Raw genomic sequence first — 14,175 nt, forward strand, 5'->3', positions numbered from 1 at the left:
CACCTCAAGGGCACATATATCTACCTCCAGCAGCTCAGGCTGGCCCGCGATAGTCCCTCGCCCCAACTCAAGCAAGGGCCTCGCCATGCCAACTGCAGTCACTGCCGTGCCTAGTGTTCATTACGCCACCATCGAGCGCAGAATCCCCACCTGGCTCAAGCAGGCTCCGCCAGAAACCCGACGTGCGTTGCGCAACTGGCATCAGCCCCCTGCCTGGCTGGTGACGGCACTCCAGCAACAACCGGAGGTCGCCAAGGCATGCCAGGAAGAGCACGCACGCCACCGCGAGCACCAGGTGCAGGTGCACAAGCTGTTCGAACAGCTTCCAACCCTGGAAACCTACGCCACCAAGGCACTCACCGATGCCATCAAGCAGCGATTCAGGCTTGACCTGGATGTGCGCAACACCTACCTCGTCGATGCCCGCCTGATCGAAACGACCGACGCCATCGACAGCCGCCAGGCCGTAGACCGGGCTACACGCTCGCTGCTGCACTGCGCCTTGCACAACTTCGACCAGGCCGCCGCTGCCGAACACGGCATGGATGCGCCCGCCTCCCTGCTCAAGAGGTCGGTCATCGTCGATCACCGGCGCTTCATGGGCACCGTGCCGATCACCAATGCACTGGATATCGCCGCCGAAGACTTCGCCGACTTGTGTCGCACGCTGGATATCGGCGGCAAGTATCACGAACAGGTACATGCCATCTACTACCCGGTGGCCACGCCGTCACTCGGCGCCGATGAAGCCGCACTGGCCGTTTATGAAATCTTGGGGCGTGCCGAGGTCTCGGCATTCCGGCAATCCCTGCATTTCGCCCGCCTCAAGGGTGATATCAGCGAAACGCTATATTCCGCCGTTCTCGCCACACCACTTGACCAGGCGCCATCGCCCTCTTCGCCGGTGACATTCAGCTTGCTCGAGTTGTGGGAAGCCGAGCTGACCGGCGTTGTGCTCATTACCCTGCAAGCTGAAGGGCATCAGGCCGTGGCGCTGTACATCCCTGAAGACAGCACCACGCCCCTCAAGGAGTTCACCAGCCAGCAAGCCATGCACGACGAATTGCGCGACAGGCTCCAGGCCGATATCGGCTACCTGGACAAGCACCTCGCCGACCGCGACAAGGCGCCGATAACCACCCGCCTGAAGGACCGGCTCATGCCCCTCGCCTGGAGTGCCCGCGGCTTGCATGAACGTGTTCCGGACCCGCACGCCACCCTGTATCCGGTCATGAAGCCTTTCAGCCACGCCTTCCAAGGCGTGATGGCTTTCCAGAAGGCCCAGCGTCATGAAAAGGATGTGCTGTTCCACGCCACGCCAACCGAAATCGTCGACCGGCGCACCACGCAAGCCCATCGGGAACTGATCGCCGGCCGTGTGCTTACGGCCTTGAACATCGCCGGCTTCTTCGTGCCGGGGCTTGGCGAGGCAATGCTTGCCGTTTGCCTGGCCCAGCTGGCCCATGAGGTGTATGAAGGGATCGACGCCTGGGAAAACGACGAGCGTGATACTGCCTATGGCTATCTGCTCGATGTGATCGAAAACGTGGCCGTCATGGCCGCCCTCAGCGCAGCAGCCAAAGCATTGAGAGGCTCGCAGGGCAGCGAAACCGGCACGCCTTCGGAAGGTCCGGCGGTAGAAGAGCCAGAGGACGAGGAACCAGGGATAGCCCGTATTCCTGTAGAAACGCCTTCATTCATCGAAGAACTGGAAGACGTGGAAACATCCGATGGTCAGATGAGGCTGTGGAAACCCGACCTCACGCCTTACCAGAGCTTCGAGACACTGCCCCATGACCTGGTACCGGACGAACTGGGCCTACGGCATCACCAAGGCAAACGCTGGCTGGTACTGCAGGGCAATCAGTACATCGTCAGCCAAACGCCAACGACTGGCGAATATCGTTTGCAACACCCTGCAAGTCCTCGCCGTTACCAGCCGCCAGTGCGGCACAACGGTGCCGGAGCATGGTTGCACGTTACGGACAAGCCACTGAGTTGGTCGGGCATGACACTCCTGCGCCGCATCGGCCACTTGAGTGGGCACTTCGACGAGCCGACGCTGCAACGGATTATCGCCGTCAGCGGCGTACACGAAGACGAGCTGCGCCGGGCCCTGGCCGAAAGCCAGCGGCTGCCGGCCTTGCTGGAAGACACCCTGCAACGCTTCAAGCTGGACGATACGGTCCGCCAGCTGGCGGACGAGAGCACTCGGCCCGCTGAGTTTGCCAGGGCCTACGCCGGCCTTTCGCGCGACCTGGCGCCGGGCGCCGAGGCCCTCCAGAGGGCGTATCCGAAATTGCCGTCAGCAGTCGCCAATGAGCTGGCGCGCGAGGCCAGTGCCAACGAACTGCAGATACTCGACAACGGCAAGGTACCACTGCGCCTTGCCGAAGAAGCCCGCATCTACCAGCAACAAATTCGCCTTGCCCGCGCCTGCGAAGGGCTGTACCTGTCCAGCGTGCCGAACTGGGATAGCGACCTGTTGATCGTGCATACGCTCGAACGCTTGCCAGGCTGGCCTGCACAGACCAGGCTCCGGCTGCTCCAGCGCATGTCCTGGCCGACCCAGGATCATGCCATAGGCACACTGGACACCCGCCCATTCAAGACCATCACCCATGCCCAGGCAGGGTACATCGTCCACGACGAAAGCCTGCCCAGCGCGGCGGTCATGGTGTATTCAAGCCTTTACGCTGCATTGTACGAGGCACTGCCAGCGGCCATGGCAAGCATGGGTGTCGCCGATCAGCAAGCGCTGCAGCGCCTTGTACAGGAAAGCCCGTTGCTGCCCCGCCCGGCCTTGAGGGTGCTGCTGGGCATGCAGCCCGTACGCCCAGGCTATCGTTCTCCCATGCGCCTGGCCGATGGCCGCCTGGGCTACCCGCTCAGTGGCGGCGGCCCGGCCACCCATGGCATCACCCGCCAGCGTCTGCTCGAAGCTATCGAAGCCACAGGGCTCGCCGAACGCACCGGCCGCTCGGCGGATCAGGTTCTGCTGGCACTTGCCAGCCGCGGCCGTACGCAACTGCAGATATTCGAACATTTGCAGACACTACTGGAGCAGCGCAACGAGCTGCAAAGCAGCCTGGACGATTGGAGCGAAGCCATTTCGCCGGCAAGCGACCAGGCAGCACAGGACTACGACAGCCTGCGTGACTCGATCATGCAACATTGGTACGACACTGCGCTGGACGAGAGCACCGGGCCCACCACAGAACTGCGTATCGCCCGCGTCCCCCTTGCCGACGTGCCCCTCACCTTGCCCGCTTTTTTCAACGCACGCGTGCGCAGCCTGAGCCTGATCGACTTACCGTCAGGGTCCTTGGCGGGCTGGGCGCAAAACGAGCGCCTGCTGCAACGCCTGCTCAGGCAGATGCCGCAGATCGAGTCGCTGGAAATCAGCCGTCCGTTTGACCCCAGGGCAACGCCCTCGCCCTTCCTGTTCAGCGTGCCCACCATCACCGAGTGCCTGCCAGGCTTGCAACAACTGGTGCTCACCAACCAGAACATGACGCTCTCCGAAAGCGACCTGAACCTGCTGTCAGGGCTTCGCCAATTGAGATACCTGGACCTGAGTGGGAACCGGCTGGCGCAGAGCAACAGGCCAAGTTTCCATGAGTTGACCCTGGACTACCTGGGCCTGGACCAGATGCAGCTGGCCCAATGGCCGATCGGGATTGGCAGCGACGCCCTGGCGCGCATTGCCCACCTGTCGTTGCGCCACAACAATCTCAGGTCGTTGCCCTCGTTCCTGCTTCATGAAGCGGACATGCTGACCACCCCACCGGTGATCTCGCTGGAAGGCAACAGCATCAATGAATCTCACCTGCAGCGCTTGTTGCTGAATGAGCATGTCGACACCTCGGGTATCACCACGGACCAGCCAGCAGCACTTTCCGAACAGCTCGCACGCATTCGCGATGAGCGACGGCAGATGCGCGATGCGATCGATGGCTGGGCCCAGGCATCCAGTTCGAGCAACCCATTGACCCAGGCCGCACTGGCGGACAGGCAGCGTATCGCGTCAGCGATCGATCAATTCTGGGAACAACAGGAGCAGGGCCAGTCATACCTGCGCCTGCAACTCGAGGATGTGGCCATCGAGCATTTCCCCAGGCGGCTCCCAGCGTTCTTCGGCGCCCGCGTACGTGCACTCAGCCTGACGCGGTTGCGGGGCAGCGCCTCACAGCTCGATGAACTACTCAGCCGGTTCCCTAACATCAGCCGGCTGACCATAGATGAACACCAGGCCGCCATGCCCTCGCTGGCATCCGCCCTGGCTCGCCTTCCCCAACTCACCTACCTGGAGTTTCGCAACATGGGTCTGGAGGTCGACCAGGCCATGATGGACATTTTCGCAGGGCTGCGAAACCTGACCTCGCTGGACCTGTCGGGCAACCGTGCAGGCAGCATCGACCATGTGCCCGCATCGCTGGCCAGCAACCTGCAGTCACTCGCATTGACCAACATGAACCTGCAAGCCTGGCCCAGCTGGTGTGACAGTTTGCTGCCACTGGAACTTCTGGACCTGAGCTCGAACAACATCACCCAGTTGCCCGAGCACATCCTGACGAACCTGAACAATCCCATGCCAATCTCGTCGATCGCCTTGTTCGACAACCCGCTGCCTCTTGAAACCATCCTGCGGGTACGCACGTTCTCGGACAGCCAGCACAGCTATTCCTTTGCCCTGGATATCCCCGACGACCTGATGTTCTTCGACTCTTCCAGCGAAGGATCTCTCGACCACCCTCACTTCCCACTGCTGGGCGATGATACGCCCAGGTTGGAGGACTGGATGCTGGGTAGTGAGGCACAGAATGCCGCATTGCAGGACTGCTGGGAGCGGCTCGAGGGCAGTGATCTATTGCGTCTGGCGGGCCGTTTGCACAATGCCGCCCCATACGTTGACCCGAATACGCGAGCCACCTTCTGCGAACGGGTGCGCTTGATGCTGGTGGTGGCTGCAAGCAACGAAAGCGAACGCCCGATCATGGAGAGCATCGCCGCAGCGGCATTGCCAGACCCGGTAACCGGCTCGCAGACCTGCCATGACGGAGCGTTGCAGGAGTTCAACAATATTGAACTGTACCTGATGAGCCAACGCCTGTTGGTCGACGCCGGCGATTCCCTGCAAGCACTGCGTCGCCGCCTGTTACAGCTTTTCCGGATCGAACAGCTGGAGCTGCTGGCCAACCAACGGACTGGCTCGGGTGACCTGGTCTCGGTACGCCTGGCCTACCGCCGGGAACTGGCCAGGGAACTGGACCTGCCGATCGCCGACAGCATGCGTTTTCGAGGTGCTGCGAACCTGGCGCGCGATGAGCTATCCAGTGTGCTGGAAAAGGTCCGGAAAAGTGAACTGAGCGATGCACTGGTCGACTACATGCTGGCGAATACGGACTGGACCACGCGCCTGCGCGCCGAGTGTGCCGACCGCTTCGCCGAAATAGACGCACGTTTCCGCCTGCGGGTGCTCGAGCTGGCCAGCAAGGACCACTCGCTTCAGGACGAGTTGAACTTGCAGCAAGGCCTGCAAGATGACAAGGACCAGGAAGAGAAGGAGCTACTGCGCGAACTTACCATCAAGCAGATCAACAACAACTGACCCATAGTGACTGGCGACGCGCATGACCTGCATCGCGTCGCCATTCTTACTGGCGAACTTCATCGCCCGTAACGCGCCTTGCCCCAGTCCAGCACTGCCTGCAGAAGCTGCTTCAACACCTCCTGTGTCGGCCGAGCCAGGTCTTCGCGGTAATCGAACGGCTCGGTCTCTTCCATATAGGTGCTCTGCGCCAGCTCCAGCTGCACCGCATGGATGTGGTTGGCCGGATTGCCGTAATGCCGGGTGATATGCCCGCCCTTGAAGCGGCCATTGAGCACATGGCTGTAGCCTTGGGCCTGGGCGCACATCTCTTTCAGCCGTTCGGCGAGAGCCGGGTCGCAGCTGGCGCCGTTGAAAGTACCCAGGTTGAAGTCCGGCAGCTTGCCGTCGAACAGGTGCGGGATCAACGAACGGATCGAATGGGCGTCCCACAGCAGGGCGTAGCCGAACTGCTCGCGCAGCCGCGCCAGCTCGCGACGAATCGTGTCGTGGTAGGGGCGCCAGATCTGCTCCAGATACTGCTTGCGCTCCTCGCCTGTCGGCACCAGCCCGTCCTTGAACAATGGCTCGCCATCGAACAGCGTGGCCGGGTACAGGCCGGTGGTGGCACCAACGTACAGTGGCTTGTCGTCATCCGGCCGGTTCAGGTCGATGACGAAGCGGGAATACTCCGCCGCCACCACGCTGGCGCCCATGTCACGGGCAAAGTCATACAGCCGTGGAATATGCCAGTCGGTGTCCGGCAGGCTGCGCGCCTGGTCGACCAGGCCGTCTCGTACCGCCGGCGACAGTTGCAGGCCGGCATGGGGCATGCTGATCAGCAGCGGCAGGCGCCCCTGGTGAAAACTCAGTACCTTGTCCATCGTGCCTCACTCAGTTGGAAATCTCGTGGCCCTTGCGCACCACGCGCTTGGGCAGGTCGCCGCCCAGCCAGTAGGCCAGGTCGGCGGGGCGTTCGATCTGCCAGGCGACGAAGTCGGCGACCTTGCCCACTTCCAGCGAGCCGTGGCTGTCGCCCAGGCCCAGCGCCGTGGCGGCGTGCACGGTGACGCCGGCCAGGGCTTCTTCCGGGGTCATGCGGAAGCAGGTGCAGCCCATGTTCAGCATCAGCCGCAGCGACAACCCTGGCGAGGTGCCGGGGTTGAGGTCGCTGGCCAGGGCAATCTTCACGCCATGGCGGCGCAAGGCGTCCATCGGCGGCAGCTGGGTTTCGCGCAGGAAGTAGAACGCTCCCGGCAGCAGCACGGCGACCGTGCCGGCTTTTGCCATGGCAATGGCGTCTTCCTCGGTCATGAATTCCAGATGGTCAGCCGAAAGCGCCTGGTAGCGCGCCGCCAGGCTGGAGCCGTGCAGCGACGACAACTGTTCGGCGTGCAGCTTGACCGGCAGGCCCAGCTCGCGCGCCTTGATGAACAGCCGCTCGACCTGGGCCGGGGAGAACGCCAGGTGTTCGCAGAAGGCATCCACTGCGTCCACCAGGCCTTCGGCGGCCAGGGCCGGCAGCATTTCATCGCAGATGTGCGCGATGTAGTCGTCAGCCCGGCCGACGTATTCCGGCGGCAAGGCATGGGCTGCCAGGCAGGTGGCGCGCACCGCCAGCGGCAACTCCTCGGCCAGGCGCCGGGCCACGCGCAGCATCTTGCGCTCGTTGGCCAGGTCCAGGCCGTAGCCGGACTTGACCTCGATGGTGGTCACGCCATCGCGCATCAGCGCCTGGACCCGCTGGCGAGCACTGGCGAACAGCTCGTCCTCGCTGGCCGCGCGGGTGGCCCGCACGGTGCTGGCGATGCCACCGCCCTGTGCGGCGATTTCGGCATAGCTCACGCCCTGCAGGCGCTGCTCGAACTCGCCGCTGCGGTTGCCACCGAACACCGCGTGGGTGTGGCAGTCGATCAGCCCCGGGGTGACCCAGGCGCCGCCCAGGTCCACCGTACGCTCGGCATCGACCGACACCAGCTCGACGCGTGGGCCGATCCACTCGATCAGCCCGGCGTCGGTGACGATGGCCGCGTCCTCGATGGCCGAGTAACGGCCTTCGGCCATGGTTGCCACATGGCAGTGCTGCCAGACGGTTCTCATACATTGACTCCTGTACTTAGCGGTGCAGCTCGGCCGGTTCCGCTACCGGTTCGCCCTGCCCTGCGCGCGGCTTGCACCACAGCAGGTAGGACGCCACCAGGAACACCACCCAGACCACGCCGACGAGCAGTGCCGCCTGGGTATCCGGGAAGTAACCGAGCACGCCAAAGATGAACACCATGAACGCAATGGCCATGGCCGGGCCGTAAGGCCAGAACGGTACCGGGAACTGTAGCTGGGCCACTTGTTCACGGCTCATGCTGCGGCGCATGGCCACTTGGGTGAGCAGGATCATCAGCCACACCCACACGGTGGCGAAGGTAGCGATCGAGGCGATCAGCAGGAACACGTTCTCCGGGATCAGGTAGTTGAGCAGCACGCCGATCAGCAGCGCAGCACCCATCACCACCACGGTCATCCACGGCACGCCGTGCTTCGACAGCTTGCTGAAGCCGCGCGGCGCGTGGCCTTGCTGGGCCAGGCCGTACATCATGCGGCCGGCGCCGAAGATGTCGCTGTTGATGGCCGAGATCGCGGCAGAAATCACCACGATGTTCAGCACCGCGGCGGCAGAGCCGATGCCCAGGTTACTGAAGATCTGCACGAACGGGCTGCCCTGGCTGCCGATTTGCGGCCATGGGAACAGGCACATCAGCACGAACAGGGTGAGCACGTAGAACAGCAGGATGCGCAGCGGCACGGCGTTGATCGCCTTGGGGATGACCCGCTGCGGGTCCTTGGCCTCACCGGCGGTGACGCCGATGATCTCGATGCCGCCGAACGCGAACATCACCACGGCAAAGGAGGCGATCAGGCCACCCACGCCATTGGGCATGAAGCCGCCGTGGTCGAACAGGTTGCTGACACCCACGGCCTGCCCGGTGCCTACCTGGCTGAAGCCGAAGGCCATGATGCCGAGGCCGGCCAGGATCATCGCCACGATGGCGCCGACCTTGAGCAGCGACAGCCAGAATTCCATTTCGCCAAAGACCTTGACGTTGCACAGGTTGAGGCCGCCGATCAGGAAGACGATGCCCAGCACCCAGATCCAGCGGGCCACTTCCGGGAACCAGAAGCCCATGTAGATACCGAAGGCGGTGACGTCGGCGATGGCGACGATGACCATCTCGAAGGCGTAGGTCCAGCCAAGGATGAAGCCGGCCATGGGGCCTAGGTAGGTGCTGGCGTAGTGGCCGAACGAGCCGGCGACCGGGTTGTGCACAGCCATTTCGCCGAGGGCGCGCATGACCATGAACACGGCGGCGCCGCCGATCAGGTAGGCCAGCAGCACGGCCGGGCCGGCCATCTGGATGGCCGAGGCGGAGCCGTAGAACAGGCCAGTGCCGATGGCGGAACCGAGGGCCATGAAGCGGATGTGGCGGGCACTTAGCCCGCGCTTTAGACCTTGAGCTTGTTGCATGTCACGTCCTTAAATTGTTTTTGTGGTCGTGAGATCGAAGGGGGCTGCCTTGCAGCCCAATCGCCGGCAAGCCAGCCCCCACAGAGATGGTGTGTCGCATCTCCATCTGTGGGAGCCGGCTTGCCGGCGATGGGCCGCACAGCGGCCCCTGGGGGCATTACAGGCTTGGCAGCACACCAGCCGGCAGCAGGCCGGTCAGGCGACCCTTGGCCAACAGTTCCACGGCCTTTTCGATGTCGGGCGCGAAGAAACGGTCACGGTCGTAGTGCGGCACTTCGCTGCGCAGCGCCTGGCGCGCCTGCTCCAGCTTGGCCGAGGTCTTCAGGCCCTTGCGCAGGTCCAGGCCCTGGCAGGCGCCCAGCCATTCGATGGCCAGCACGCCACGGGTGTTTTCGGCCATTTCCCACAGGCGCTTGCCGGCAGCCGGGGCCATCGACACGTGGTCTTCCTGGTTGGCCGAGGTCGGCAGGCTGTCGACGCTGTGCGGGTGCGACAGGGCCTTGTTCTCGCTGGCCAGGGCAGCAGCGGTGACCTGGGCGATCATGAAGCCCGAGTTGACCCCGCCGTTTTCCACCAGGAACGGCGGCAGCTGGGACATGTGCTTGTCCATCATCAGCGAGATACGGCGCTCGCTGAGCGAACCGATTTCAGCGATGGCCAGGGCGATGTTGTCGGCGGCCATGGCCACCGGCTCGGCGTGGAAGTTACCGCCGGAAATCACGTCACCTTCGGCAGCGAACACCAGCGGGTTGTCCGACACGGCGTTGGCTTCGATGCCCAGTACCTCGGCGGCCTGGCGCAGCTGGGTCAGGCAGGCGCCCATGACCTGCGGCTGGCAGCGCAGCGAGTACGGGTCCTGGACCTTGTCGCAGTTCTTGTGCGACAGCGACACTTCGCTGGAGTCGCCCAGCAGGTCACGGAAGCAGGCAGCAGTGTCGATCTGGCCGCGCTGGCCACGCACTTCGTGGATCCGCGCATCGAACGGCGAGCGCGAGCCCAGTGCGGCTTCGACGCTCAGGCCGCCGCAGGCGATGGCAGCGGCGTACAGGTCTTCGCCCTGGAACAGGCCACGCAGGGCATAGGCGGTGGACGCCTGGGTGCCGTTGAGCAGGGCCAGGCCCTCCTTGGCGGCCAGGGTCAGCGGCTCGAGGCCGGCCACGGCCAGGGCTTCGGTGGCTGGCAGCCACTGGCCCTTGTAGCGGGCCTTGCCTTCACCCAGCAGCACCAGCGACATGTGCGCCAGCGGGGCGAGGTCGCCGGAGGCGCCCACCGAACCCTTCAGCGGGATGTGCGGGTAGACTTCGGCGTTGACCAAGGCGATCAGCGCGTCGATGACCTTGCGACGGATGCCGGAGAAGCCACGGCTGAGGCTGTTGATCTTCAGCACCATGATCAGCCGCACCAGGTCGTCATCCAGCGGCGCGCCGACACCGGCGGCGTGGGACAGCACCAGCGAGCGCTGCAGGTTTTCCAGGTCGTGGCTGGCGATGCGGGTCGAGGCCAGCAGGCCGAAACCGGTGTTGATGCCGTAGGCGGTACGGTCTTCGGCAATGATCTGCTCGACGCAGGCAACGCTGGCGTCGATGGCCGGCGCGGCGCTGGCGTCCAGTTGCAGGCGCACGGGCGCGGCATGGATGGCGCGCAGCTGGGCCAGGGTCAGGGTGCCGGGCTTGAGGGTCAATTCGGTCACTTCACTACTCCAATCGCGTGGAGCCGCAGGCCCGTTTGTGAGTGCCTGCGTGCTCCTTCTTGTTGTTCAGTATCACCCCTTGTGGGGTGCGATCCAAAGCGTGGCGATCAGCCAGTGATCATCGGCAGGTCCAGACCCTGCTCCTTGGCGCACTCGATGGCGATGTCGTAACCGGCATCGGCATGACGCATCACACCGGTCCCTGGGTCGTTGGTCAGCACGCGAGCGATACGCTCGGCGGCTTCATCGGTACCGTCGCAGACGATGACCATGCCAGAGTGCTGGGAGAAGCCCATGCCCACGCCACCACCGTGGTGCAGCGAAACCCAGGTAGCACCGCCGGCGGTGTTCAGCAGGGCGTTGAGCAGCGGCCAGTCGGAGACAGCGTCGGAACCGTCGCGCATGGCTTCGGTTTCACGGTTGGGGCTGGACACCGAACCGGAGTCCAGGTGGTCACGGCCGATCACGATCGGTGCCGACATCTCGCCACTGCGTACCATTTCGTTGAACGCCAGGCCCAGCTTGGCGCGCAGGCCCAGGCCAACCCAGCAGATACGTGCCGGCAGGCCCTGGAAGCTGATGCGCTCGCGAGCCATGTCCAGCCAGCGGTGCAGGTGGGCGTCGTCGGGGATCAGTTCCTTGACCTTGGCGTCGGTCTTGTAGATGTCTTCGGCATCACCGGACAGCGCCGCCCAGCGGAACGGGCCAATACCACGGCAGAACAGCGGGCGGATGTAGGCCGGCACGAAGCCTGGGAAGTCGAAGGCATTGGCCACGCCTTCTTCCTTGGCCATCTGGCGGATGTTGTTGCCATAGTCGAAGGTCGGGACACCCTGCTTCTGGAAGTCGAGCATGGCTTGCACGTGCACGGCCATCGATTGCTTGGCGGCCTTGACCACTGCAGCCGGCTCGGTCTGCGCGCGGTCGCGGTACTGTTCCCAGGTCCAGCCGGCTGGCAGGTAACCGTTCAGCGGGTCGTGGGCGCTGGTCTGGTCGGTGACCATGTCCGGGCGCACGCCGCGCTTGACCAGCTCTGGCAGGATTTCGGCAGCGTTGCCGTGCAGGGCGATGGAGATGGCCTTGCCTTCGGCGGTGTACTTGGCAATGCGTGCCAGGGCGTCGTCGAGGTCAGTGGCCTGCTCGTCGACGTAGCGGGTTTCCAGACGGAAGTCGATGCGGCTCTGCTGGCATTCGATGTTCAGCGAGCAGGCACCGGCCAGGGTGGCGGCCAGTGGCTGGGCGCCGCCCATGCCGCCCAGGCCGGCGGTCAGTACCCACTTGCCTTTCAGGCTGCCGCCGTAATGCTGGCGAGCGGCTTCGACGAAGGTTTCGTAGGTGCCCTGGACGATGCCCTGGCTGCCGATGTAGATCCAGCTGCCGGCGGTCATCTGGCCGTACATTGCCAGGCCCTTGGCGTCCAGTTCGTTGAAGTGTTCCCAGTTGGCCCAGTGCGGCACCAGGTTGGAGTTGGCGATCAGTACGCGCGGGGCGTTGCTGTGGGTCTTGAACACGCCGACCGGCTTGCCCGACTGCACCAGCAGGGTTTCGTCGTCTTCCAGGCGGGTCAGGGTCTCGACGATCTTGTCGTAGCACGCCCAGTTACGGGCAGCGCGGCCGATACCGCCGTACACCACCAGTTCTTTCGGGTTTTCTGCGACCTGTGGATCGAGGTTGTTCATCAGCATGCGCAGTGGCGCTTCGGTCAGCCAGCTTTTGGCAGTCAGCTTGTTGCCACGTGGGGCACGGATTTCAACGTCACGGTATTTGTTGTTGTCGGTCACGGGAAAGGTCCTCTGCGGTCGTCCGCGGGCGGGTATGTCGTGGTAGATATACAAACACACCTTTACTTGTATGTACAAGCATGGACAACCAAAATAATTGGACTTTTCCGCTGAATGGCAAAAGAAATGGGGCCGCTGCGCGACCCTTCGCGGGCTTGCCCGCTCCCACAGAGAGCTCCACTGCCTTCAAGGCGTGCGCTGTACCTGTGGGAGCGGGCAAGCCCGCGAAGGGCTGCGCAGCAGCCCCCGGCTATCTCAACGTGAAACGAGTTCGATCAGGCAGAACCGCCCCTGCACATCCAACCCCAGCAACTGGTCATTGCCCTCCAGCCGCAGGCAGTCATACAACCCCAACCGCTGCGTCTCGCGCCCGGCAATGCCCACCTCGACCTGGCTGCTGGCAGCGAACAGCAACACCGTCGACGCCGAACTGTACAAGCGGCTGGTGCCATCGAACCACTGCAACCGTGCCCGGTAGCGCTGCGGTGCATAGATCAGGTTGAAATCGCGGATCGCCCCGCCCAGCAGCTTGCAGCTGACCTGGCTCTCGCCACTGAAGGCGAAGGCATCGAACGGCAGCAACGGCCTGCTGGCCTGGCCGTCGACCAGCAGGCGCATGCCGTCACCCTGCAGCACGGTGATGATCCGCTGGTAGCCGGCAAAGGTGGAAAACCCGCCGGACTCCTCGATATCGGCAATCGACAAGCGCCAGCCAAAGCCGTCCAGGCCTTCGCCACTGTCGCGGGTAATCTCTTCGGTGAAACCGCCACCGTTCTTCCACGGCATGCGCGGGTAGGCCTGCGCACGCAACAACTGCAGCTGACTCATTTACTGAAACGTCCTTCCAGGCGATGACGGGAACCGGGGTGGATCAGCCGCGCGGCGGTCACCGGCTGGCGGCCGGACCAGGTGCGGCGGCGGATCAGCAGGCAGGGCTCGCCCCGCTCGATCTGCAACAGGCGGCATTCTTCCGGCTCGGCCAGGATTGCCTCGACCACGTGCTCACCCTCGGTCAGCGGCGCCACCTGCGACAGGTAGGCGTAAGGCGTCTGCCGGGTGAAGTCCTGCTTGAGGTAGTCGGGGGCAATCGCCGCATTGACGTAGCGGTCCTCGATCTGCACCGGCACGCCGTTCTCGAAATGCACGATCAGCGAGTGGAACACCCGCTGGCCTTCGCGCATGTCCAGGGCCAGGGCCCGCTCGGAACCAGCCGTTTCCTCGGTGAGGGTGATCACCTGGCAGCTATGCTGGTGGCCACGCGCGGCAATTTCGTCGGCGATGTTGTTGACCTCGAACAGCGCCGAACGCCCCTTGGGCTCGGCCACGAAGGTACCGACCCCTTGCATGCGCACCAGCAGGCCTTCGGCGGTAAGTTCGCGCAGGGCGCGGTTGATGGTCATGCGGCTGAAGCCCAGCTCGCTGACCAGTTCGCTCTCCGAGGGTACTCGGTGATGCGGTGGCCAGCTGCCGTTGTCGATCTGCTGGATGATCATCTGTTTGACCCGGGCGTACAGCGGAGCCGGGCCCTCGCCCATCTGGGCAACCAGCGCGGAGACAGGTGGTGTCGGCACGGCGTTGGATCCTTGTGCAAATG

8 protein-coding genes are annotated in these 14,175 nt (G+C 63.9%); 1 reads left to right on the forward strand and 7 read right to left on the reverse strand.

All coding sequences use genetic code 11. From position 1 onward, the window contains the following. Positions 1 to 85: 85 nt before the first annotated feature. On the forward strand, positions 86 to 5,611 hold the full coding sequence (locus RYH74_RS00605; protein ID WP_317408819.1) for a dermonecrotic toxin domain-containing protein: 5,526 nt from the start codon (positions 86 to 88) through the stop codon (positions 5,609 to 5,611). Positions 5,612 to 5,670: 59 nt separating this feature from the next. Here RYH74_RS00605 and hutG read toward each other — a convergent pair whose 3' ends face one another. The 7 genes from hutG to hutC form a co-directional block, all read right to left on the reverse strand. Continuing rightward, positions 5,671 to 6,474, reverse strand: coding sequence for an N-formylglutamate deformylase (gene hutG, locus RYH74_RS00610; RefSeq protein WP_317408820.1), 804 nt, complete (start codon positions 6,472 to 6,474; stop codon positions 5,671 to 5,673). Between the two features lie 10 nt (positions 6,475 to 6,484). Continuing rightward, entirely contained in the window at positions 6,485 to 7,690 is a 1,206-nt protein-coding gene (gene hutI, locus RYH74_RS00615) for an imidazolonepropionase (protein ID WP_317408821.1), read from the reverse strand. A gap of 16 nt (positions 7,691 to 7,706) precedes the next feature. Further along, the gene (locus tag RYH74_RS00620; RefSeq protein ID WP_075046609.1) at positions 7,707 to 9,110 is read right to left on the reverse strand and encodes an amino acid permease; all 1,404 of its coding nucleotides are present in this window, start codon (positions 9,108 to 9,110) and stop codon (positions 7,707 to 7,709) included. Between the two features lie 157 nt (positions 9,111 to 9,267). Then, positions 9,268 to 10,800, reverse strand: a complete 1,533-nt coding sequence (hutH, locus tag RYH74_RS00625; protein WP_003259868.1) for a histidine ammonia-lyase — start codon at positions 10,798 to 10,800, stop codon at positions 9,268 to 9,270. Between the two features lie 107 nt (positions 10,801 to 10,907). Beyond that, on the reverse strand, positions 10,908 to 12,581 hold the full coding sequence (gene hutU / locus RYH74_RS00630; RefSeq protein ID WP_317408822.1) for a urocanate hydratase: 1,674 nt from the start codon (positions 12,579 to 12,581) through the stop codon (positions 10,908 to 10,910). Positions 12,582 to 12,836: 255 nt separating this feature from the next. Beyond that, the gene (locus RYH74_RS00635) at positions 12,837 to 13,409 is read right to left on the reverse strand and encodes a HutD family protein (protein WP_075046610.1); all 573 of its coding nucleotides are present in this window, start codon (positions 13,407 to 13,409) and stop codon (positions 12,837 to 12,839) included. Next, complete coding sequence (hutC, locus tag RYH74_RS00640) at positions 13,406 to 14,116, reverse strand: histidine utilization repressor (RefSeq protein ID WP_013974563.1); 711 nt, start codon at positions 14,114 to 14,116, stop codon at positions 13,406 to 13,408. Before hutC ends, RYH74_RS00635 begins: the two co-directional genes overlap by 4 nt. Positions 14,117 to 14,175: the final 59 nt, after the last annotated feature.

Source organism: Pseudomonas sp. LSJ-87 (assembly GCF_032971465.1).
Taxonomy (GTDB): domain Bacteria; phylum Pseudomonadota; class Gammaproteobacteria; order Pseudomonadales; family Pseudomonadaceae; genus Aquipseudomonas; species Aquipseudomonas putida_Z.

Excerpts from the sequence above, each read along its gene's own strand:
- RYH74_RS00620 (WP_075046609.1), bottom strand. The coding sequence starts at position 9,110 with ATGCAACAAGCTCAAGGTCTAAAGCGCGGGCTAAGTGCCCGCCACATC.
- RYH74_RS00605 (WP_317408819.1), top strand. The coding sequence starts at position 86 with ATGCCAACTGCAGTCACTGCCGTGCCTAGTGTTCATTACGCCACCATC.
- hutI (WP_317408821.1), bottom strand. The coding sequence starts at position 7,690 with ATGAGAACCGTCTGGCAGCACTGCCATGTGGCAACCATGGCCGAAGGC.
- hutC (WP_013974563.1), bottom strand. The coding sequence starts at position 14,116 with ATGGGCGAGGGCCCGGCTCCGCTGTACGCCCGGGTCAAACAGATGATC.
- hutG (WP_317408820.1), bottom strand. The coding sequence starts at position 6,474 with ATGGACAAGGTACTGAGTTTTCACCAGGGGCGCCTGCCGCTGCTGATC.
- RYH74_RS00635 (WP_075046610.1), bottom strand. The coding sequence starts at position 13,409 with ATGAGTCAGCTGCAGTTGTTGCGTGCGCAGGCCTACCCGCGCATGCCG.